Annotated in this window: 20 protein-coding genes; 6 read left to right on the top strand and 14 right to left on the bottom strand. The window is 71.3% G+C overall.

Features of this window, described 5'->3' with window-relative positions; genetic code table 11:
* Positions 1 to 303: 303 nt before the first annotated feature.
* The 5 genes from ACFTWP_RS28515 to ACFTWP_RS28495 form a co-directional block, all read right to left on the bottom strand.
* Positions 304 to 1,194, bottom strand: a complete 891-nt coding sequence (locus tag ACFTWP_RS28515) for a carbohydrate ABC transporter permease (RefSeq protein ID WP_380267763.1) — start codon at positions 1,192 to 1,194, stop codon at positions 304 to 306.
* Positions 1,195 to 1,206: 12 nt separating this feature from the next.
* Positions 1,207 to 2,178, bottom strand: a complete 972-nt coding sequence (locus tag ACFTWP_RS28510; RefSeq protein ID WP_380267762.1) for a carbohydrate ABC transporter permease — start codon at positions 2,176 to 2,178, stop codon at positions 1,207 to 1,209.
* An 86-nt stretch (positions 2,179 to 2,264) separates the two neighbouring features.
* A complete protein-coding gene (locus ACFTWP_RS28505; RefSeq protein ID WP_380267761.1) occupies positions 2,265 to 3,623 on the bottom strand; it encodes an ABC transporter substrate-binding protein in 1,359 nt (452 codons plus the stop codon).
* A gap of 176 nt (positions 3,624 to 3,799) precedes the next feature.
* Positions 3,800 to 4,834, bottom strand: coding sequence for a LacI family DNA-binding transcriptional regulator (locus ACFTWP_RS28500; protein WP_380267760.1), 1,035 nt, complete (start codon positions 4,832 to 4,834; stop codon positions 3,800 to 3,802).
* A gap of 759 nt (positions 4,835 to 5,593) precedes the next feature.
* Positions 5,594 to 6,172 (bottom strand): TetR family transcriptional regulator, encoded by a 579-nt coding sequence (locus tag ACFTWP_RS28495; RefSeq protein ID WP_380267758.1) that lies wholly within the window; start codon positions 6,170 to 6,172, stop codon positions 5,594 to 5,596.
* A 72-nt stretch (positions 6,173 to 6,244) separates the two neighbouring features.
* On the opposite strand from ACFTWP_RS28495, the gene ACFTWP_RS28490 reads away from it, so the two are divergent.
* Both ACFTWP_RS28490 and ACFTWP_RS28485 read left to right on the top strand, forming a co-directional pair.
* Positions 6,245 to 6,772, top strand: a complete 528-nt coding sequence (locus ACFTWP_RS28490; RefSeq protein WP_380267757.1) for a GNAT family N-acetyltransferase — start codon at positions 6,245 to 6,247, stop codon at positions 6,770 to 6,772.
* Positions 6,773 to 6,909: 137 nt separating this feature from the next.
* The gene (locus tag ACFTWP_RS28485) at positions 6,910 to 7,425 is read left to right on the top strand and encodes a putative immunity protein (protein ID WP_380267756.1); all 516 of its coding nucleotides are present in this window, start codon (positions 6,910 to 6,912) and stop codon (positions 7,423 to 7,425) included.
* Positions 7,426 to 7,503: 78 nt separating this feature from the next.
* Here ACFTWP_RS28485 and ACFTWP_RS28480 read toward each other — a convergent pair whose 3' ends face one another.
* The 4 genes from ACFTWP_RS28480 to ACFTWP_RS28465 form a co-directional block, all read right to left on the bottom strand.
* Positions 7,504 to 7,665, bottom strand: coding sequence for a hypothetical protein (locus tag ACFTWP_RS28480; protein WP_380267754.1), 162 nt, complete (start codon positions 7,663 to 7,665; stop codon positions 7,504 to 7,506).
* A 260-nt stretch (positions 7,666 to 7,925) separates the two neighbouring features.
* Complete coding sequence (locus tag ACFTWP_RS28475; protein ID WP_380267753.1) at positions 7,926 to 8,393, bottom strand: hypothetical protein; 468 nt, start codon at positions 8,391 to 8,393, stop codon at positions 7,926 to 7,928.
* A gap of 490 nt (positions 8,394 to 8,883) precedes the next feature.
* Positions 8,884 to 10,800 carry a lamin tail domain-containing protein gene (locus ACFTWP_RS28470; RefSeq protein WP_380267752.1) on the bottom strand — a complete coding sequence of 639 codons (1,917 nt, stop codon included), beginning with the start codon at positions 10,798 to 10,800 and terminating at the stop codon, positions 8,884 to 8,886.
* Between the two features lie 381 nt (positions 10,801 to 11,181).
* A complete protein-coding gene (locus ACFTWP_RS28465) occupies positions 11,182 to 11,871 on the bottom strand; it encodes a hypothetical protein (protein WP_380267751.1) in 690 nt (229 codons plus the stop codon).
* Between the two features lie 66 nt (positions 11,872 to 11,937).
* On the opposite strand from ACFTWP_RS28465, the gene ACFTWP_RS28460 reads away from it, so the two are divergent.
* On the top strand, positions 11,938 to 12,285 hold the full coding sequence (locus tag ACFTWP_RS28460) for a Fic family protein (protein WP_380267750.1): 348 nt from the start codon (positions 11,938 to 11,940) through the stop codon (positions 12,283 to 12,285).
* Between the two features lie 313 nt (positions 12,286 to 12,598).
* Here ACFTWP_RS28460 and ACFTWP_RS28455 read toward each other — a convergent pair whose 3' ends face one another.
* The 3 genes from ACFTWP_RS28455 to ACFTWP_RS28445 form a co-directional block, all read right to left on the bottom strand.
* On the bottom strand, positions 12,599 to 13,570 hold the full coding sequence (locus tag ACFTWP_RS28455) for a hypothetical protein (protein WP_380267749.1): 972 nt from the start codon (positions 13,568 to 13,570) through the stop codon (positions 12,599 to 12,601).
* A 68-nt stretch (positions 13,571 to 13,638) separates the two neighbouring features.
* Complete coding sequence (locus ACFTWP_RS28450) at positions 13,639 to 14,208, bottom strand: sigma-70 family RNA polymerase sigma factor (RefSeq protein ID WP_380267748.1); 570 nt, start codon at positions 14,206 to 14,208, stop codon at positions 13,639 to 13,641.
* 554 nt (positions 14,209 to 14,762) lie between these two features.
* On the bottom strand, positions 14,763 to 16,385 hold the full coding sequence (locus ACFTWP_RS28445) for an MFS transporter (RefSeq protein ID WP_380267747.1): 1,623 nt from the start codon (positions 16,383 to 16,385) through the stop codon (positions 14,763 to 14,765).
* A 179-nt stretch (positions 16,386 to 16,564) separates the two neighbouring features.
* Between ACFTWP_RS28445 and ACFTWP_RS28440 the strand changes: the two genes are divergently transcribed.
* From ACFTWP_RS28440 to ACFTWP_RS28430, 3 genes are all read left to right on the top strand, one after another.
* The gene (locus ACFTWP_RS28440; protein ID WP_380267746.1) at positions 16,565 to 16,972 is read left to right on the top strand and encodes a pentapeptide repeat-containing protein; all 408 of its coding nucleotides are present in this window, start codon (positions 16,565 to 16,567) and stop codon (positions 16,970 to 16,972) included.
* Positions 16,973 to 17,135: 163 nt separating this feature from the next.
* Positions 17,136 to 17,585 (top strand): hypothetical protein, encoded by a 450-nt coding sequence (locus ACFTWP_RS28435; RefSeq protein ID WP_380267744.1) that lies wholly within the window; start codon positions 17,136 to 17,138, stop codon positions 17,583 to 17,585.
* Between the two features lie 95 nt (positions 17,586 to 17,680).
* Positions 17,681 to 17,977, top strand: coding sequence for a hypothetical protein (locus ACFTWP_RS28430; RefSeq protein ID WP_380267743.1), 297 nt, complete (start codon positions 17,681 to 17,683; stop codon positions 17,975 to 17,977).
* Between the two features lie 191 nt (positions 17,978 to 18,168).
* On the opposite strand, the gene ACFTWP_RS28425 is transcribed toward ACFTWP_RS28430, so the two are convergent.
* Both ACFTWP_RS28425 and ACFTWP_RS28420 read right to left on the bottom strand, forming a co-directional pair.
* On the bottom strand, positions 18,169 to 19,101 hold the full coding sequence (locus ACFTWP_RS28425) for a DMT family transporter (RefSeq protein WP_380267742.1): 933 nt from the start codon (positions 19,099 to 19,101) through the stop codon (positions 18,169 to 18,171).
* A gap of 19 nt (positions 19,102 to 19,120) precedes the next feature.
* Positions 19,121 to 19,939, bottom strand: coding sequence for an AraC family transcriptional regulator (locus tag ACFTWP_RS28420; protein WP_380267740.1), 819 nt, complete (start codon positions 19,937 to 19,939; stop codon positions 19,121 to 19,123).
* Positions 19,940 to 20,487: the final 548 nt, after the last annotated feature.

Genomic DNA, 20,487 nt, shown 5'->3' with positions numbered 1-20,487 from the left:
GCTCCCGAAGGTCCACCGGGGCGTGGGCACCGGTGTGGATGGGTGGGGGTACGGCGCCGGCCGCGCTGAGCGGCTCTGCGGCCGGCGCCGGGTCTGTGGGGGCGGCGGTACCGGTCGCGGACCGGGCCGTGGGCCGGATCGCTGACCGGATCACCGATCCGGTGGTGGCTCGGACAGCAGTCCGGGCACGAACCGGCGCGCGCCGAACGAGAGGGTGCGTCCTGTTCGGCGCGCGCCGGAGGAGGGCGGCGGAGGAGGAGGGCGGCGGACCGTACGGTCCGGGCGGGGCCGGCTCGCGGGGCCTCAGCCCTTGAGGCTGCCCGCGGTCAGGCCCGCCATGATGTTCTTCTGGAAGATCAGGAAGATCACCAGGAGGGGGACGCTCGCCATCACCATGCCGGCGAGGAGCTGGTTGGCCGGCATGTCGAGCGAGAGCGTGGCGAGGGCGACGGTGAGCGGCTGGCCCTTGGGGTCGGGCAGCGTCAGCATCGGCCAGAGGAAGTCCTTCCACACGCCGACGACGGCGAAGATGGAGACCACGCCGAGCACCGGCCGCGACAGCGGCAGGACGACGGACGCCAGGATGCGCAGCGGGCCGGCGCCGTCGATCCGGGCGGCGTCGATCATCTCTTCGGGGATCTGGTCGAAGAAGCGCTTGAGGACGAAGATGTTGAAGGCGTTGGCGCAGGCGGGCAGCCAGATCGCGAACGGCGTGTTGATCAGGTTGACGTGGATCAGCGGCACGTCCACCACCGTGAGGTAGGTGGGCACGAGCAGCGCGGACACCGGCAGCATGAGGGTGGCGAGCATCATGGCGAGCACGATGTTGCCGAGGACCGGCCGGAGTTTGGAGAGTGCGTAGGCGGCGGCGACGTCCACGACGAGTTGGAAGAGCAGTGCGCCGGCGGCCAGCAGCAGCGTGTTGAGGAAGTACCGGCCCAGGCCGGTGCTGCTCCACGCCTCGGTGTAGCTCTCGGGGTGGAACGAGTGCGGCAGCAGGTTCGGCACGGGCTCGGCGAGTTCGGCGGACGACTTGAGCGCGCCGGAGGCCATCCAGAAGAGCGGGAAGACGAACGCGGCGGTGAAGCTGACGAGCACGAAGGTCAGCACCGTGCGGTACAGGATGCGTCCGAGGGGGCGTTGCAGTTCGGCGGGGGCGACGAGGGTGCGGACCGGGGATTCGGCGGTGGCCATGGCGAGTTCCTCTCAGCCCTTGGTTCGGGTCAGTCGCAGGTACAGGCCGGCGAAGGCCCCGAGGACCACGAACAGGACGGTGCTCATCGCGCTGGCCAGGCCGAAGTCGTTGTAGACGAAGGCGTAGCGGTAGAGCAGCAGCAGGACGGTGATGGTGGCGTCGCTGGGGCCGCCGCCGGTGAGGACGAACGGTTCGACGAAGACCTGCATGGTGCCGATGATCTGCAGGAGCAGGGTGATCAGCAGGATGAAGCGCATCTGCGGGATCGTCACGTGCCACAGCCGCTGGCGGATGGACGCGCCGTCGAGCTGGGCGGCCTCGTAGAGTTCGCCGGGGATGCCGCCCAGGGCGGCGAGGTAGATGAGCGTGGTGGTGCCCATGTTGGCCCAGGTGGAGACGATGACCAGGGAGAGCATGGAGAGGTTGGCGGACTCCAGCCACTGCTGGGGCGGCAGGTGGAGGATCTTGAGGACGTTGTTGAACAGGCCTGGTCCCGGGTCGTAGAACCAGCGCCACAGCAGGACGGTGACGATGGGCGGGAGCATGACCGGCAGGTAGACGGTCATCCGCAGGTAGGCGCGGCCGTGACGCAGTTCGTTGAGGACGACGGCGGTGACGAACGGGGCGGCGAAGCCGAAGACCAGCGCCAGGGCGGTGAACCACAGGGTGTTGCGCCAGGCCGTCAGGAACAGCGGGTCGTCGAAGAGGCGCTGGAAGTTGTCCAGGCCGACCCATTCGGCGGGGGCGGCGAAGTTGACCTGCTGGAAGCTCAGCAGGAAGCCCCGCACGATCGGGTACCAGGAGAAGAGCGCGAAGGCGAGGACGCCCAGGCCCAGGAACGCGTGGGCGACCAGGTTGTCGGCGATGCGGCGCCGGAGGCGGTCGTGCTGCTGCAGGGGCGCGCCGGTGCGGCGCGGGGAGACGCCGGGTGCTTCAGCGCCGGGCCGTTGGCGGGGGGCGCGGGCGGCGGTTTCGACCTTCATGTCGGATGGCTTTCGACTCGGGCGGGGACCGGTCAGGGATCGGGCGCGGCCGGCCGGCGGGATCGGGGGCCGGCCGCGCCCCGGGCTCACTTGACGGCGGCCAGGACGGCGGCGGCCTTCTTCTCGGCGTCGGCGAGGAGCTGGTCGCGGTTGGCGTCCTTGTCGGTCAGCACGGCCTGCATCACGCCGTCGAGGATGGCGTAGAGCTGCTGGGCGTTCGGCGGCTCGACCTTGACCTTGACGTCGCTGCTGCGGTCGACGAACGGCTGGTAGTTCTTCTGGGGCACGTTGGCGTACTTGGCGTGCACGGTCTTGATCGTCTCGCCGCCCTTGCCGTTGAACAGGTCGGGCTGCGGCAGGCCGATCGGTATGTCGGAGCCGGCGGACTTCTTGGTGATCTCGTCCTCGCGCTCGGGGTTCAGGTACTTCCACTGCACCCAGGCGAGGCCCGCCTTGGTCTTCTCGGGAGTGTTCCTGAGGTTGAACATGAAGCCGTCGCCGCCGCCGAGGGTGCCGATGCCGGGCATGGCGGCGAGACCGAACTCGTCGTACTTGCGCTCGAACTGCTTGACGATGGTGGGGATGTTGTCGGGGCCGGCGAGGTACATGCCGAGCTTGCCGGAACCCATCATCTTCTGGACGTCGGGGATCTCCAGGAGCTGGCGGCTGCCCATGCTGTCGTCGGTCCAGCGCATGTCGTGCAGGTACTGCAGGGCCTTGTGGCCGGCCTCGGAGTTGAAGGCGGGCTTCCAGGCGTCGCCGTCCTGCTTGGCGACGTCGCCGCCGAGCGAGTAGATCCAGGAACTGAGGTGCCAGCCGCCCTGGTTGTTCTTGCTGAAGTCGGCGTAGCCGGTGACGCCGTCGCCGAGCGCGGTGATCTTCTGGGCGGCGGCGCGGACCTCCTCCCAGGTGGTCGGCGGCTTCTCCGGGTCCAGGCCCGCCTTCGCGAACAGCGCGCGGTTGTAGACCAGGCCCATGGAGTAGTTCCCGGTGGGCAGGCCGTAGACCTTGCCCGCCTTGTCCTTGAAGACGTCCAGCAGTTCGGGCTTGACGTCGGCGAGCGCGGGGACGTCCTTGAGGTACTGGCTGACGTCGGCGACCTGGCGGCGCTGGATCAGCCCGGCGGGGTCGGTGAAGTAGACGTAGAAGACGTCCTCCAGCTGACCGCCGGCGAGCTTCGCGGCGAACGTCTTCGGGTCCATCAGGCCCTCGCGGGCATCGATCCTGATGTTCGGGTGGCTCGCCTCGAACGCCTTGACGTCGTCCTCGAAGTTCTTGCGGTCCACGGTCTGCGTCGCCGGCGGGAGGCCGTTGACGGAGATGGTGACCACACCTCCGGCCTTGCCGGAGTCGCCCGAAGAGCCGCTGCCGCACGCGGCCACGGTGAGCGCGACGGCCGCGGCCAGTGTCGCGGCGGAGAGCCGGCGGGTTCTGTTGCTGTCCATGCTGATCGGACCTTCCGTGGATCCTGCAAGAATTTGCGGCCACCACTGCAACGCAGGACGGCCGCTCGATGCGGATTGTCTGACCGGCGCCACGGGGAGGCGTTCGCCGGTGGCAGTGAACATAGACAGTGTTAACGCAATTGGTCAACAGTGTTACGCAACATCCTTGCACTGGTTCATCGGTTCGTGACCTCGTAGGACCGGGGGGCGGCGGGCGCCGTGCGGGTGGAGGACCGGACGATGAGCTCGGGCTCGAAAAGGACCTCCTCGGGGGCGACCCGGTGGCCCTCTATCTGCTCGACCAGCACCTTTGCCGCCGCCGCGGCCATCAGGTGGACCGGCTGGCGGATCGTGGTGAGCGGCGGGTCGGTGGCGATCATGTAGGGCGAGTCGTCGAAGCCGACCACCGAGACGTCCTCGGGCACCGACAGCCCGTCCTTGCGCAGCCTGCGGATCGCGCCCAGCGCGAGGGCGTCGCTCGCGCACACCACCGCGGTCGCGCCGGCCGCCACCAGGCGCGGCACCATGGCCGCTCCCCCGTCCAGCGAGAACATCGTGTGCGCCACCAGTTCGTGCACCCGCGACCCCTGGCCGCGGGCATCCAGGTACCGCGAGAACGCCTGCAGTTTGCGTACGGACGGAACGTGCGCCGCAGGGCCGAGGAGCAGTCCGATCCGCTCGTGGCCGAGCGCGGTGAGGTGGGCCAGGGCCTGCTCGACGGCGCTCGCGTCGTCCACCGCGATCCGCGCCGCCCCCTCGTGCCCGTCGGCCGCGTTGATCAGCACCATCGGCATCTCCCGCTCGTGCAGCACCCGGCCCTGCTCGGGGCCGGCGTCGGCGTAGCTGGCGCCGACGAAGACGATCCCGGCGACGTTCTGCCGCAGCAGCATCTCGACGTAGTTCGCCTCCGAGACGCCGTCGGCCGTGCGCGTACACAGCACCGGCATCAGGCCGCGCTTGCTCAGCGCCCCCGCCAGCACCTCGCAGAACGCGGGGAACACCGGATTCTGCAGGTCGGGCACCACGAGGCCGACCAGCGGCGCGCGCTCGGTGCGCAGGGCCGACGGCCGCTCCAGCCCCATCACGTCCAGGGCCGTGAGCACCGACTGCCGTGTCGCGTCGGCCACCCCGGGCCGGTTGTGCAGCACCCGGCTCACCGTCGCCGTGCTCACGCCGGCGAACCTCGCTACCTCGTTCACTCGCTTCGTCATGGCCGAAGACTACAAAGGTCTACGCAAAAATTGAACTGGCCAACGCAAATCGGTGGAATCGGCCTCGGGGCCGCCGCGCGGGCCCCCGGTCCCCATCCGGCCATCCGGACTTGATGGCCTGCCCCGGCCAGGGCCGCCCAGGAGGCCCATGGAGCAGGGATCACCCCACCCCGGGCTGAGATCAGCCGCCATCCCAGCATGCAAGGATCTTGCTCTGATCCAGGCGTAGTTTGCGATCGCGCAGCTATGCTGGCCGCGCAGGCCCTCACCTAGGACGAACGGAGCACCCGAGTGACCCTCGCATCGGCCCCCGGCCTGTTGGAGCTCGTCGCGGGCCTCGTCCGCGTCCCGGCGGGAACCCGCACGTAGGCGCTGCAGCCCATGCGGGGGTGGCACGGCCTGCGCATTCGGCCGGCCGCTGGCCGCTGCCGACTGCCGGCCGTTCTTGCGGCCGGCCGGGCTGAGTGGGCCGAGTGGGCCGCGAACGTGGTCGCGCGTTCGTCGGCGCGGCTCCACGCGGCCGAAGCGGTGGCCGACACGGAGGAAGAGGTCTTGGAGTTCGCGGCCCGAGCCCTCCGCCGAAGGCCCGTTGATCACGACCGGAGGCCGCCCCGCCGCTGCCACCACCGACGCCGGCTGCACACGATCCGGGAGCGGCCCGACGAAGACCGCCCCTGGCGGGAACCGGACCACCGCACTCACCGCGCAGCCTTCTGGCCGGGCGGAACACCGAAGTCCTGTTGGAGTACCGGTCGTCTGCTACTGGCCGAGGAAGCCGAGGTGCCGCTGGACGGCCGCGGTGACCCTCGGCTCGTCGTCGGTGGCGAGCAGGTCGAGCAAGGCCCCGCGCAGGACCGCCAGCGTCAGGGTGCGCCGGGCGGCGCCGTCCGCACCGTCCCGTTCCGGCTGCGGCTGGCAGTGGGCCAGGACGTCGAGCCAGTCGTCCACGGTGGCCCGGGCGAACCCGGCCCAGGGGCCATCGGGTTCGACGAGGGAGCGGGTGTAGGCCTCGGCCCACAGGCGTAGCAGGGGGCGGTGTTCGTCGGCGGCCAGCCACGTCCACACCTGGCCGGCTGCCGGAGCCAGGCCGGCCGGGCGCTCGCTCTGCCGGAACCGCACCAGGAGTGCCAGCTCGTCGGTGCGAGCCCGCTCCAGCAGTGCCCGCAGGAGTCCGTCCTTGTTGCCGAAGAGGAACATCAGCACCCGGGTGCTGGAGCCGACGGCCTCGGCCAGCGGGCGCAGCGACAGGTCGGTCAAGCCGTGGGCGAGCGCGTACTGATAGGCGGCTTCGAGCAGTTCGGTCTGCCGTGCGGACGGGTTTGCGGTCTTCGGGGGCATGGACCTAGCCTAAAGCAACTAACACACTCGTGTCAGTAACTCATGGTGATCGAACACCTCGGAGAGTGTGCAATGTCGAGCGGAGCCAGCCGGCGCCAGGTCGTGATCCGTCGTGCCGACCGCCCCGGTGACCTGGGCTGGGTGGTGATGGCCCACGGCGAGCTGTACGACCGGCAGTTCGGCTGGAACACCGACTTCGAGGCCCTCGTCGCCGAGATCGTCGCCGACTACGCGACCCGGCGGGACCCGGCCACCGAGGCCGCCTGGATCGCCGAGGTCGACGGCGAGCGGGCCGGCTGCGTGCTGCTGGTCGCCGGTGAGCAACCGGAGGTTGCCAAACTGCGCGTCCTCCTCGTCACCCCGGCTGCCCGGGGCCTCGGGCTCGGCACCCGCCTCGTCGAGGAGGCCCTCGGGTTCGCCCGCGCGGCCGGCTACCGGCACGTGACGCTGTGGACCAACGACAACCTGGTCTCCGCCCGCAGGATCTACGAGCACTTCGGTTTCGTCCTCATCGCCGAGGAGCCCCACCACAGCTTCGGCCACGACCTCGTCGGCCAGACCTGGACCCTCGGCCTCGACGGCGGCACGGCGGAGGAGTGAACGCATGCAGCGTCACGGCGTGACCTGGGACAGGCCGGTGGACACCACGGCAGACGGTGACGGAGATGAGCGGGCGAGAAGTCTCCGCGCCGATCGGCGACCTGCGGCAGGATTGAGCCGTGCCGACCAAGTCAGACATGATCGAGCTGAGCGAATCCGAACTTCGTGAGATCGCGGGCTACGCCGCTGATTGTGCGGGCAGGGCGCTGTCGATCTTCGAGCAGAGCCTTCCTGCCGACACGCGCCCTCGCGACGCCATCGAGGCCGCCTACGCCTTCGCCGGGGGCGGCCGGCGCACGGCCGCCCTGCGGCAGAGCGCGTGGGCGGCGTTCAGAGCGGCAGGAGAAGCCACTTCACCCGCTGCGGCGGACGCGGCACGAGCGGCAAGCCACGCGGCCGGCGCTGCCTACCTACATCCCCTGGCGGACGCGCATCAGGTCAAACACGTTCTCGGTGCGGCGGCGCATGCGGCGCGAGCAGAAGAACTGGTGACCGGAGAAGACCCGCGTGTCGGTGCGGGCACCCTGGAATGGGCGCGTCATCACGCACCGTCAGCGGTCACCGCGGTGCTCGGCCGTCTGCCCGCCGCGCCTCCCGGAGGCGGCCGCGTGGGAGAGTTCATTCGCGATCTCGACGCCGCTCTCCGCGCCTGAGGACGATCAGGCACCAGAGCCCGCGGAGGGATCCGCCGGCGGGACTCGTCGACGGCCGCCTCACCGACACGGTCACCTTCAGGAGTGCGCGCACGCCCCGGCATGGTCGAACCGCTTGTCGACCAGATCCCCGACCAACTCGACCGGTTGCGGGCCGGCGACCCCGACACCGGTGACGCCGGCGGGGAACAGGCGGAGGCGGAGTTCGGGGCTGCGCCGGGTGACGGGGCGTCGGATCACAGCACCGTGGGCGCCCGCGCGTGGCCTCACCGCACCGGCCTGCGCGTACTCCGAGGGCATCAGGGCGCTCTGAGCCCGGAAGTGACGGATCTCGAACGGCGTTGGCGGATGTGGGAATTCCGCGGACCGCCCGTTCGTCACCGTGCGACAAACCATCAACCCCGCATGCACGAATCCCATATCCAGCATGCCGCAGCACGGCCCCACCGCTCACGAGTTCAGCTCGTGAACGGTCACGAGGTCCCGTCCGATGCCTGGGATCAGGTGGGATCTTCGCGCTTTGGGGTCATCCCCGAGTCGCGTATCGGCAGCCAGTGCGGCCACCACGGCGGGTGGCCGGCCGGGCAGCGTGCCGACGTGTAGTACCCGGGTTCGGACGCGATGTTGAGCGACAGGTCGCCGGCGATCGCCGTGCCGAGGAGGAGCAGTCCGGCGAGGCATCCGACTGTGGTGCGGGCCCAGAGCGCGCGCCGTCGCAGGCCCCACCACGCCAGGGTGAAGCCCAGCGGGACGCAGGAGAAGTAGGCCAGCATGTACGGCATGCCGTCGAGGCCGTCCAACCGCGGTGTGTACGACTCCAGGTCGAACAGCACCGGCCACGCCAGGTTCGCGCAGTAGGCCCTGGAGTCGACGATGGTGTCGGTCGCCGATGCATCTGCCATGAATCCGGCGATCACGCCCACGATGACCACGAGGCAGCCGATGCCGCAGCCCTGAGGCATGGACAAGCCTGCTGTGGACGTACCCGGCTGGTTCGAAGCCACGGTGATTCCCACCCCCTGCTCTGCTCAAGTCACGGGACGTCGACCACCACACCGTTGGTTCCGGCGCGCGGTCCCTGCCTCCAACCGTGCGCCGGGTCACGGGAGGCGATCACGCGGTGACCTGGAAGCGATCTTCAGAGCCCTGGATCAGCGCAGCCCGGCCGTACGTGAACTCCCACAGCCCGGACGGACCACCATGGCCGACACAGCAGGAGCTACGGAGGAATGCGAGGCCCGTCAGCGGCCGGCCAAGCCCTCACCCCTGAAGATCAAATTCAGCACACCCCCTGCACCCCCATCCGGCGTCAACGACGAAGCTCCCGGCCGCCGGTGGTGGTCACGACCGTGACCCCCTGGCAGCCGGGAGCTCCATCACTACGCACGACACGGGTATCCGTGCCGTCTCATCTCGACGACGGCCCCGCGGGTGGCGCGTCCGCTCCGGTGGGAGGGATCAGCAGGGGAAGGTGCCGCTGTACAGGGCGTGTCCGTAGGAGGAGCTTCCCGAGCCGAAGCCGTAGATGCCGTCGTCGCTCCAGACCGCCTCGCGGAAGCCGTTGACGCAGGTCGAGGTCGGGGCGATGGCGAAGCCCTCCAGGTTGTCGGTCGGCATGACGGCCGGGTTCGTGTAGGTCACGTCGGGGACGATCGCGCCGCCGGCGTTGACCTTCATGAGGGTGTGGGTCTCGCCGCAGGTGTTGTCGCAGGTCGCGATGAGGCGCTGGGTTCCGGCGTCGTAGGTCACGTCCATCACGGAGGCCTTGCCGGTCGCGATCGTGGTGAACGTGGTGAACGAGCCGTCGGAGTTGAGGCCGTAGACGTGCAGGGTGCCGTCCCACTCCAGGCCGGCGAAGTACAGGCCCGAACCGTGCAGCGGGTAGTTCGCCGGGTTGTAGGCGGCGCCGGTCAGCGGGTCGATCCAGCCGTTCGCGGTCAGCCAGCTGTCCGGCACGTACCCGACACCCTCGAAGCCCAGGTTGGCGTCGTCCTTGCTGCCGGTGTCGAGCTGCGGGAACTGCGAGGTCATGTCCCACTGGTGGACCGGGGTGAGCGTCGATCCGGTCACGGCCGGGTCGAACTCCATGATGGTGTCCTTGGGGACCGTGTTGTTGGTGTTGTCGCGCTCGGAGGTCACGTAGAGGTGGCCGTTGCTGCCGACCGTCAGGCCCTCGGCGTCCGGCTCGCCCGAGCCGCCGGCGAAGCGGATCTGCTTGCCGGTCGCGCTCCACGTCGCGTCCGGGACCCACTTGCCGTTGCTCTTCACCAGCTTGTAGAGCCAGCTCTTGTTCTTGGCCGCCCACAGCACCGACGGGTTCGCCGGGTCGAACGCCAGGCCGCTGATGTCACGACCCTCGGGGCCGGTGGAGGTGGTGAACGCGCAGACGTTGTCGGCGATCGTGACGTCCAGTCCGCCCGGCCACGCCAGCGTGCCCGCCGGCTTGGCGCCCGTACCCGTGGGCGCCTCCGGGGCGCAGCCGCTGGTCAGCGCGCCGCCACCGCCCAGCAGCTGGCCCGTCTGGCCACCACCGCCGCTGCCCGAGCAGGAGTTGGCGCCGCCGAGCGTCGCCGTTACGGCCGTCTGGAACCAGCCGGTGCCGTTGGCGCAGCGCTCGTCCGACGGCTTGGCGCCATCGGTCGCCCAGGTCACCGAGTCGATGGTGGAGCCGGTGCTGTTGAGCAGGAAGACCGAGTCGTTGTCCCCCAGACCGAGGGTGGAGTTGAACGTGACGTAGCCGCCCGCGGGGATGCTGGTCGCGCTCGGCGAGGAGGACGAGATCGAGACCGGGGAGTGGGTGGTGTCGCTGTCGACGTACTTCCACGACCCGATGCTGACCGCACTCGTGCCGCCGTTGTACAGCTCCACGGTGTCCGTGCCGTTCGAGGTGACCTCGTTGATCCGTACCCGGCTCGCCGCCGGTGTCGAGGAGGGGCAGCCCCCGGCGTTCGCGGCACCGAACGTGGCAGCCACGGTCGTGGTCACCCACGCCCCGGTACCGTCCCCGCCGCAGCGCGCCATCGCCGGCTTCGCCGCGTTGGTGGCCCACTCGACGCGGTCGACCACCGTGCCGTCGGACGTGTAGATCACCAGCTTGTCCGAGTCGCCGAGTCCCTTGGGCGAGTTGAAGGTGACGAAGCCGCCGGCCGGGATCGTGCTGGAGGACGGGCTGAACGACTGCGGCGAGAAGGCGTCGTCGGACATCTTCCAGCCGCTGATGCTCACTGCGGTCGAACCGGTGTTGTAGAGCTCCACCGTGTCGTTGTTGGACGAGGTGACCTCGTTGATCCGAATGTTCTGGAAGCCGGCAGGGTCCGCGGCGGCCGCGGGCTGCGCCGCGAGCAACCCGGTGACGAGCAGTCCTGAGAACGTCAAGGCCGCGGCGCAGACGGAGGCGACGCCGGTACGCGAGTGTGAGGTAGGCACGAGGCCGAACTCTGGTGACACAACCTTGAAACGGCGTGTACTCCGGTTGAATGCCACCTGCTGGCCACCGGAACGCCAGGCGCGCGCCGGCACCACGCGACGCGTCGGCACCACCGGCGTCGTCCGTGAACACCGGCCCCGCCCGCACTGTCCGGTGCGACGCCCCGTGCCTGAGCACTTCCACCCGTGCGGGCGGACACCCGACATCGCGAGGACACCCGACATCGCGAGGACTCCCGGTAGAAACGCCCCTCCAGCCGGTCGGGGCTGAGAGAGCCGAAGCCGTACCCCTGGCCGACCCGCCACCGGTCGATCTTCAGAGGCAGGAACCTACCGGTCGAGGATCCGGCGCCACCAGGGCTGCGCAGCAGAGGGCGCCGTCTCGGTGCCGGCGGGACGGAGACGGCTCCGGATCGGGGTGTCCCATTCGATCAGGGCACCGGGGAACCAGGTGACCGGTTTGGTGTCGACGCGCGCGTTGGCCCAGGCGGCGACGCGTTGGGCTGTGTCCCGGTCGGGCAGCAGGCCGTGTTCGTTGACCCCCACACCGAGACTGCGCACACCGTCGTCGTACAGGTTGTTGCAGAGCCAGCTGTGGAGCAGCCCGTAGTCGTAGCCGAGTACCTCCCAGCCGAGTTCGTGTCCGTCCTCGGCCATCTCCCGGGCGGCGGCCTCGCCGACGCCCCGACCGTCGAGGTGGGCGAGCAGCACCGGCTCGTCCGTCCCGGCCGCGCGGATGTCGGCAACGAAGCCGCCGACATGCTCGGAGGGCACCAGCAGGGCGTACAAGCGCGCCTCCGCGGGCACCTGGAACAGGAGGCAGGCCGTCAACGCCTCCCGCGCGGTGCCGAACCAGCAGCCGTCCTGCGAAAGCCGGTCGCTCAGGCACTCGGACGCCGTGACCAGCCGCTCCGTCCGGGGCATACCCGAGCCTGCGAGCCGCTCGGGCGCTGTGACGAAGTAGCCGGCGAGCAGTATCCCGTCGGGCACGTCCACGTCGGAAGGAAGACCCTCGATCATTCCGGAACCGTACCTGACCTGCGGCGTCGACGTCCGATGAGACGAGTCCCGGGCGATCGAACCTCGGTGAAACCGATCAGGGCGGCGAGGAGCGCTACGGGATCGGCCCCGACACCCGCACCCGCCTCGACGCCTGTCTCGCACAAGCCGCCGACAGCCGACAGCCGGCAGTCGCTGGCCGCGAGGGCGGCCCGGACCTACCTGGACGTCTGCTTCTTCCACCCGTTCGACGACGGCAACGCCCGCGCCGCCCTGCTCGCCCTGCTGTTCGTGCTGGCCCGCGCGGGCGTCACACTCGACTCGGTGGTGCTCATCGGTCGCGTCGGCCACCGGGCCGACGATCAGCAGGACGCGCTGGGCCTGTGCCGTTCCGTCGAGTTGCAACTGAGGCAGAACCGCACCACCGCTCGGTGACCGCCGGGTACGGGACCGCCTCCACCCACCCCCGCAGCACCAGGCCGGCCGTGGCGACGCACCACCTGGGCCGACGGCTCGGCGGAGGGTCGCGGGAGCGCCCGCCGGCCAACCCCGGTGGTGGCCGGACCGGGAGGGCTCGACCGCTGCCCGGCCTCCACGGCGGACGGGCCTGTCGCCGGGCCGGCCACGATCACGCCGGACAGCAGGAAAGCACGACAGCACGACGGGAGCCGCGCTTCCCGCCGTACACGGGTAGGCGGCTCCCGTCACCACGCCCGGTACGACCTCGCAGTCCTGCCGTGCGCCCTGGTCAGACCCGGGTCACATCCCGCGCGCCGGTACCCGGGCGGATCACATAGATCCCGGACCCGGGCAGTGTCTCCCGCGAGTCCTCACGAAGCTGCTCCACGCTGATCTCGGTCGGCCATCGCGTACGCAGTTCGGACCAGCGGACTCCCGCGAGGTCGACGTGCGTTAGGTCGGCCGCGCTCAGGTCCGCGGTGGTGAAGTCGTCCAGCGTCTCGGAGAGGAACTCCAGGTCGAGAGCTTCCGGTTCTCCGAGCCCGAGCAGTTCTCCGACCTGCGCGGCCAGCGCTCGCGTGAGGTACTCCACCTCCAGGCCGGCCCGGGTGAGGTCGCCGCCGCGTACCGCGAGCATGAACACGTGGCAGGCCCTCAGGAACTCCGCGATCGCCGGGTGATCCGCGCTTCGCACGCGCTGGTCGATCGTCGCCGCCATCTCCCGTACGAGGACCTGCCCGACCCTGGCCGCCTGGTTGATGGCCGGGTAGTGGGGCTCCAGCAGCGCGACGATCTGGTGCGCCATGTCCCGCAGGTCCCACGCCAGGGCGGCCCGCCCGTCCAACTCGTGAGCGATGCCCCGCGCGATCCCCTGCGCGGCGAAGACGGCCCTCTTCAACGACATTCCGCGGTACCGGCCGAAGCCGAGACCGTAGGTGAGGTCCTGAGCCAGGACCACCGTCCGGATCAGCAGGTCGGCGAGGATCGCCGACGAGACGAGCGGGTGCTCGCGCAGCACCAGCCTCTGCTCGTGGCCGATCAGCTCGAACCGCTGGTGCATCAGGCCCACCTCGTACAGGGGTGCGGCCGCCTTCTCAAACTCGGTGCGGTCCACGGTCCTGGACAGGATGGACACCAGTCCCGCCTCGACGTCCAGTACCACGTCCAGACCCTCGCCGAGTTCCTTGTGCCGTGAGCACAGCGTCACCTCGCGCAGACCCGCCTCCACGTCAAGATGGCCGTCCAGGCCTTCCAGGAACACCTCCTGTGAAGGCCTCAGCCGGTCCGAGAAGACACGGGCGCGGAGTCCCGGAACGAAGGGCTCGCCCATCACTCCCCCTCTCGATCGGTCATTCTGCTGGAAACGGCCATCCGCGCCTTGAACAGACTCGCCCGCACCGCCGCCGACTTCAGCCCCAGCTCGGCCGCGATCTCAGCCGGCGAGTAGCCGTCCAACGTCCAAGCCATCACCTGCCGCTGGCGCGAGGGGAGATCCTGCAGCAGACGCAGGATCTCCTGCCGCTGCTCCCATTCGGCGGCCTCCCCCGGCGACGGCAACAGGGAGGTCGGTTCGAGAGCCAGTTCGTCGGTGCTCTCCTCCACCTGGCTGAAGGCCCGCACCAGCTTCCTGGACGCGACTCTTCGGCTCCACGCCTCCGGCAACTGGATGCGGTCCCACCGCTCGTACGCCTGCAGCATCGTGTCCTGGGCCAAGTCGGCGGCCAGGGCCGCAGACGCCCCCTGCCACATCAGGAAGGCCACCAGCCTGCGGATGCACGTGCGGTAGAAATAGGCGAACTCGCCGTCACGCGAACTCGCGTCGATCTCGCTCTCGGAGGCCGGCAGGTGTCCGAGGGATGCCGCCGAGGCCGCGTCCCGATCCGGCCCGGTGTCACTCATGCGCGCCGCAACCCCGCTTCTGCTGCTTCCCGGAGCGCACCGGGAAGACCTCCGGGGAGTCGCACGCCTGCACTGAGAGAACCACCACGACGGAGTGCTGTGATGTCGGACGACGGCTCCATCGGCTCGCTCGTAACTGCCCGACGAGGGTGGCCACGGCCCCCGCCAACCCCAGCACCGCCGCCACCACCGAGCCCACAACGGGATCCACCGATCTCACTCCCCAACTCGTCCAACGTCTACACAGCCAAGAGGGCGGGGGAGGCACTCGCGTTAACCGGTCGGAGGGCTTTGTTACAAACGCGACCGGCGGCCCTTCGGCCGCCGGTGCCGGCAGGAGCAGTCAGCGCAGGCCCGGCCTCACATCCCGGGACTCACCACACGACGGCCTCGCCCACCCCCGGGCCCGGGCCGACCGGTTCGACCGTCTCGCCGTCGCTCGCGACCACACCACGGCTCATCCCATCCGGGACGGTGCTCGCACCCATCCGGGACGGTACTCGCACCGGCCCAGCCCGCGGGAGCGATCCGGTGTGGCGGCCGGCGGCGCGCGGTCAGAGCGCCTTCCCGCTCTCGCGGGCGGCGGCGTCCGCGGGCTCGCCGGGGGCGGCGGTGACCCGGGTGCCGGGGTGCAGCAGGGCGCACAGGAAGGCGACCGCGAGCGCGGCGGCCATGCCGTACAGCACCGGGCCGTTCGCCTCGGCGAAGTCGTGCCGGACCGCGTCCAGCAGGGTGGACCCGGCGCCGGTGGCGGGGGTCTGCGCGCCGGAGCCGTTGCCGGTGATGCTCCCGGTGAGGGTGTCGGCGACGTTGTGCGCGGCGTCGGCCGGGACGCCGCTCTCGACCAGGGTGTGCTGCACGTTGCGGACGGTGCCGTTGAGCAGGACGGTGCCCAGCACGGCCAGGCCCAGGCTGGCGGAGTAGTTGCGCACGGTCTGGGTGATCCCGGTGACCTCGCCGTAGGAGGCGTCGATCGACCGGTTGACCGCGTCCGTGGAGGCCGGTGTCAGCAGCAGCCCGATCCCCGCGCCGGCCAGGACGATGTACGGCCACTGCGCACCGAGGGACAGGTCGGTGATGTTCGAGGCCCAGAGCGCGAAGCCGGCCGCGGACACCGCCGTGCCCAGCACCATCGGCGGGCGGGCGCCGCGCCGGTCCAGCATCCGCCCGCCGATCTGCGAGCCGGGGGCGAACCCGGCGAAGAAGACCAGCAGGTACAGGCCCGCCTCGTTGGGGGACTGACCCAACGCCACCTGGGCGTAGACCGAAGCGAAGAAGAACACCGGGACGAAGGCGATCATGGCGAAGAACAGCACCGCGTTGTCCGCGGCGAACGCCCGGTCGGCGAAGACCCGCAGCTTGATCAGCGGATGGTCGGTGCGCAGTTCCACCAGTACGAACACCGTCAGCACCAGCAGGCCCCCGACGATGCACAGCCAGGTCGCCGGGCTGCCCCAGCCCCAGGAGGCCGCCTGCTGCAGGCCGAGCACGCTCAGCCCCATGCCGGCGGCCACCAGGATCGCGCCCGTCCAGTCGATCGGCTCCCGGCGCGGGGTGTTGCGGATCCCGGCCAGCGCCGTCAGCACGAGCGCGACCACCGCCACCGGCACGTTGACCCAGAAGATCGCCCGCCAGGTCCAGGAGGTCAGCCAGCCGCCCAGCAGCGGGCCGATCGCCGTCAGACCGCCCGCCACGCCGAAGAACAGCGCCAGCGCCCGGCCGCGCCGCTGCACCGGGAACACCTCGACCACCACGGCGAGCGCCGCCGGGAACATCAGCGCCGCGCCCAGGCCCTGCACCGCCCGGAAGCAGATCAGCCAGGTCTCCGCGGCGCCGCCGGAGGGCACCGCCCCGCACAGCGCGGAGGCGATCACGAAGATCAGCGTCCCGGCCAGCATCATCCGCTTGTGGCCGAGCACGTCCGCCAGCCGCCCGCCCAGTGCGAAGAAAGCGGCCAGCGACAACAGGTAGGCGTTCACCACCCACTGCATGCCGACCGCCGACAGGCCCAGCTCGCGGATGATGTCGGGCGCGGCGATCGACACGATCGTCTGGTCGATGAACGTCATCGACACCGCGAACAACATCGCCGCCAGCGTCAGCGACTGGCTGGCCGCGACGGGCGCGGTGCCCTGCGCGGGCCCCTGCGCGGTGGGGTCGGGCTGCCGGCCTGCCATCCGTTGCGTCCTTCCGTCCTGCGGGCCCGCCGCCGTGCGGCCCGCGCCTGGTGGTCGGGACCGGGTCGCCGCCTCCGAACCGGGTCCGGGACCCGGCCGCGGCGCCGGCGCCCGCTCCACCCACCGACCCTGCCCGGACCGCGTGACGGTGCGGGGCAACGCCACGTCCCGCCGACGCGATGTCAGCTGTTCGGCGGATCGCCCGGGGTGCCCGCCACCCGCCCGTCCCCGCGCCGCACCGCCACCGCCCGTCCCCGCGCCGCCACCGCCACGGCCCGCCCGTACGCCCCGAGAACCGGTCCCCGGCGACGGTCGTACTGCAGCGTCCCGCCCGGTGGTCGTTTCGCGGGGCCGACCTCCGCGGCGCCTCCCTGCGAGGCGTCTCCCTGCGAGGCGTCTCCCTGGCAGGCTGCGATCTGACGGGTGTGGACCACCGAGAGGCGGACCTGACCGGCGCGCGAATCGGCCGGGTCCGCACCGGCATCCCACCTCACGGGCTGACCGACGCCACCGGCATCAGGCTGGACAACGCCGTCCTCCGCGCCATCGAGCTCGACCTGGTCATCGGCTGGCCCCTCACCACGTGATCGGCCGATGGCCGAGGCGCATGACCCCGACTCCACACGTGGGCGGACGATCCTGCTCCCCCGGCCATCGCGTCGCTCGCCCTTCCAGAGGGAGGCGCGGCACATCGACGAGAACCCCTCCGTGGCGGAGAACCGTCGCCGTGGCGGGTGCGTCCGAAGTGGCATGAGTATCCCTGTCGATGCAAGGTCCGGGCGGGCGCCCGGGGTTCGAGGGCCGGCCTTCCTGCGAGGGCTCGCCGGGGCCGGAGTCGGGGTCGGGGGGCTGGCCACCGGGTACGGGACGACCATTCTGGTGGCGGCGGCCCGGAGCTACTGCGATGCCGCCTGGGAGCCGCAGCACCGGTTCGCGTTCTCGATCATCGACTGGCCGGGGATGGAACTGCTGTGCCTCGTCGCGGCGGTGGCCGTGTGGGTGGGCGCGAGGCGGCTGACGGCCGAACTGCCCATCGCCTGGCGGGGGATCGTCCCGGCGGCCCTGGTGTTGCTCGCCCTCGCGGTGGTGGCGATCGGGTGCTTCGCGCTCCTGGGCACACCGAGCGCGTACCACGGTGATTCGGGACTCTGCCCTCCCAGCAACATCCCGCCGTGGTGGCCGTCCTGGCTGCCCGCCTGAGCGATCCGCGGCGGAGCCGACGCGCCGACAGCACGGCGCGGCCCAGCCGCTGTTCGAGTGGGAGGCCGGATTCCAGCACACGCAGGTGCGTGTCAATGACCGTGGATGAGAGGGTGGTTGTGGTGAAGGCGGCGACGGGTGAACTGGTTCCGGCCGAGGTCGGGCGGCTGGTGGCCGCCGGCTGGGTCGCCCACCCGCAGGAGGAACCCGACGGTACCGTCTCCGTTCTCAGCCCGGACGGGAAGAGCATCGTGCGGCTCGAATCGACGGATGACTACGTCAGGGCGAACGCGGCGGACCTCGACGACGAACCGGCCCGCCGCGAGATGGCCCCGGCCGCCGAATCGAACCCGGGGGCGATCCTGGCGATCCTGGAGCGGATCGCCCGCTGACTCCCACCCGGCCCGGCCGGCCCGCAGGATCGGCCCGGCCGGGACGGGAAGGACGGAACACGCTCCAGTGGAACGGCGCCGGGCCGGCGAGGCCGGCACGCGGGAAGGGGCGCAGCCACGACGGCAGGCACCCGGAGCGTACCCGTGCCGGTCCTCCCCGACCCGGCGCTCTCGGCGTCGCCGACCCGACGCTACGACCGCAAGCGGTCGGCGGGGGCCCGGGGTTCGGCCGGGGTGGGCGCCGGCGGGTTGTCGCCGGGCACCGAAGCGGTGGCCAGGATCGAGCCCGCGAGGATCAGGGCGAAGGCCGTGAGCACGCCCGCGCTCAAGGGTTCACCGAGGAAGGCGACGCCCGCGCCGACCGCCACGGCCGGGTTGACGTAGGTGATCACGACCGCGCGGGCGGGGCCGGCCTCGCGGATGAGTTCCAGGAAGGCCACGAAGGCGAGCGCGGTGCAGACGACGCCGAGGCCGGCCAGCGAGATCCACACCTGACCGGTGGGTGCGGTGGACGGCCAACCGGCGGCTGCGAACGGGCCGTAGACGAGCGTCGCGAGCGTCAGGCAGGGGGCGATCAGCTGCAGCGTGGGCACCCGCTTGAGGTGGCGGGCCACGATCAGCGGCGCGATCGCGTAGCCCAGCGAGGTGATCAGGACCTCCAGCAGCGACCGGGAGTCGCCGCCGGACAGCTGCGGCGCGGTGAGCACCACGACGCCGGCCAGTCCCAGTCCGAGGCCGGCCAGGCGGCGGACACCGAGGCGCTCCGCCGCGCCGAAGCGCCCGCCGGGGACCCGGGCGACCACCAGTGCGAGGATCGGCACGGCCGCGATCAGCAGGCCCGACGTGGAGCTCGACAGGCGGCGTTCGGCGTCGGTCAGGGTCCACCACGGGATGAGGATCTCCAGCACGGCGAAGGCGAGCATCGGCCGCCAGTGGGCGCGCAGCACCCGGCCGAGCCCGCCCTGGCGCAGGGCGAACGGCAGCAGCAGCGCGGCCCCCACCGCGCAGCGGACGAACACCACCGCGGCGGGCGGCAGGCCCGTCACCGCCACCTTGATCATCAGATACGGAAGGCCCCAGACCACGCTCATCAGGGCGAACAGGAACCAGCCACGTGCAGTCATACCCGGCAGCCTGGTCCGTTCAGCGGCGGATGTCTTGAACGCTGTTGCGGTACGCCGCCGGGGTGACCCCGAGCACCCGGCGGAACCAGCGGGTCAGGTGCGCCTGGTCCGCGAAGCCGACCAGGCCCGCGACCTCGGCGGGCCGCAGGCCCTCCTCCAGCAGGGCGCGGGCCCGGCCGACCCGGTACTGGGCGAGCCAGGCGTACGGCGGCACGCCGGTGGCGTCCCGGAAGGCGCGCAGCAGCTGGTAGCGGGACAGGCCGAAGCCGGCGGCCAGATCGGCGAGCGCGGGCGGGGCGAGCAGGTCGTCGGCCAGCCGGTCCCGGACGTCCCGGGCGATCCGGTGGCTGCCCGGGACGGTGTCCCGGACCGGACGGGAGGAGCCGTGGCGGCGGGCGAGGGCGGTGAGCAGCCAGGGCACCCGGGATTCGGTCTCCAGCGGGTCCGGGCGGCCGGCGCTCAGCTCGGTGTGGGCGGCGCGCAGCGCGGCGGCGAGCTCGGGGTCGTCGACCACGGGCTCCCGGAAGTGCGGCGGGCCGGTCGTGCCCTCGCCGAGCAGCGGCTGCTCGGCGTACAGCGCGCGGTAGGCGTAGCCGCCGGCGCTGTCCGGCCCGCCGGTGTGCATCTCGCCGGGCTCCAGTACGACGATCGACCCCGGGCCGACCCGCAGCCGTCCGCCGCGGTAGTCGATCACCTCGGAGCCGCCGATGCAGACACCGACGGTGTACTCCTGGTGGCTGTGCGGCGCGTACACGTGCCGGTCGAAGCGCGCGGTCAGCAAGTCGAGCGGACGCCCGGTCCCGAGCGACGCACGGGTCCAGATCGCCTGGTCGCCCATCCGAATCCCCCTCCGCCCCGTGCCGACGGACCGGGCCCTGGTTCCCGTGCCGAGCCCGGTGCCAGGGCCGTCACGAGCCGTGAGCCGCGAGCCGGTCCGGGGAGGGGCCAGAATACCTGCCGCCTCCCGTAGGCCGGCGCGCTCGCGGCAATCGACAGCGAGGGCGAGGAGGTCAGCGCGCTGCCGGTGTCAGTGGCGGCCGCCGGCTCCTCCCGGCGCGGTTCACCGAGCCGGCTCCCGCGGTGACGGAGACCACGCGCGTGCGCATCACCGTGCGCGTGCGCATCATCGTGCTCGACCGAGTCGGCGGCCTCCACCGGCGGACCGTGTCCCGCCCGATCGACGCGGATCGGATCCGCACGCGTGCGAGCCGGGACTACTGTGAGCGAGCGGACCCCCCTCTCTCCACATCCGACGGACAGGGCGGGCATCGCACCGGGTGAACCGGGGACTTGTCCTACGCGGCGAGCTTGGCCGGCCGGTCGGCGCCGCACAGCCCCCAACGGTCCGTCACTTCGACGGGCACCCCGACGCCTCCGGCACCCGCG

Source organism: Kitasatospora sp. NPDC057015 (assembly GCF_042673745.1).
Classification (GTDB): domain Bacteria; phylum Actinomycetota; class Actinomycetes; order Streptomycetales; family Streptomycetaceae; genus Kitasatospora.
Note: the sequence above shows the minus strand (reverse complement) of the source record. Positions and strands in the feature narration are given on the sequence as shown.

Coding starts and splice junctions, on each gene's coding strand:
- ACFTWP_RS28515 (WP_380267763.1), bottom strand. CDS start 1,194: ATGGCCACCGCCGAATCCCCGGTCCGCACCCTCGTCGCCCCCGCCGAA.
- ACFTWP_RS28510 (WP_380267762.1), bottom strand. CDS start 2,178: ATGAAGGTCGAAACCGCCGCCCGCGCCCCCCGCCAACGGCCCGGCGCT.
- ACFTWP_RS28505 (WP_380267761.1), bottom strand. CDS start 3,623: ATGGACAGCAACAGAACCCGCCGGCTCTCCGCCGCGACACTGGCCGCG.
- ACFTWP_RS28500 (WP_380267760.1), bottom strand. CDS start 4,834: ATGACGAAGCGAGTGAACGAGGTAGCGAGGTTCGCCGGCGTGAGCACG.
- ACFTWP_RS28495 (WP_380267758.1), bottom strand. CDS start 6,172: ATGCCCCCGAAGACCGCAAACCCGTCCGCACGGCAGACCGAACTGCTC.
- ACFTWP_RS28490 (WP_380267757.1), top strand. CDS start 6,245: ATGTCGAGCGGAGCCAGCCGGCGCCAGGTCGTGATCCGTCGTGCCGAC.
- ACFTWP_RS28485 (WP_380267756.1), top strand. CDS start 6,910: ATGATCGAGCTGAGCGAATCCGAACTTCGTGAGATCGCGGGCTACGCC.
- ACFTWP_RS28465 (WP_380267751.1), bottom strand. CDS start 11,871: ATGATCGAGGGTCTTCCTTCCGACGTGGACGTGCCCGACGGGATACTG.
- ACFTWP_RS28450 (WP_380267748.1), bottom strand. CDS start 14,208: ATGAGTGACACCGGGCCGGATCGGGACGCGGCCTCGGCGGCATCCCTC.
- ACFTWP_RS28445 (WP_380267747.1), bottom strand. CDS start 16,385: ATGGCAGGCCGGCAGCCCGACCCCACCGCGCAGGGGCCCGCGCAGGGC.
- ACFTWP_RS28440 (WP_380267746.1), top strand. CDS start 16,565: ATGTCAGCTGTTCGGCGGATCGCCCGGGGTGCCCGCCACCCGCCCGTC.
- ACFTWP_RS28435 (WP_380267744.1), top strand. CDS start 17,136: ATGAGTATCCCTGTCGATGCAAGGTCCGGGCGGGCGCCCGGGGTTCGA.
- ACFTWP_RS28430 (WP_380267743.1), top strand. CDS start 17,681: ATGACCGTGGATGAGAGGGTGGTTGTGGTGAAGGCGGCGACGGGTGAA.
- ACFTWP_RS28425 (WP_380267742.1), bottom strand. CDS start 19,101: ATGACTGCACGTGGCTGGTTCCTGTTCGCCCTGATGAGCGTGGTCTGG.
- ACFTWP_RS28420 (WP_380267740.1), bottom strand. CDS start 19,939: ATGGGCGACCAGGCGATCTGGACCCGTGCGTCGCTCGGGACCGGGCGT.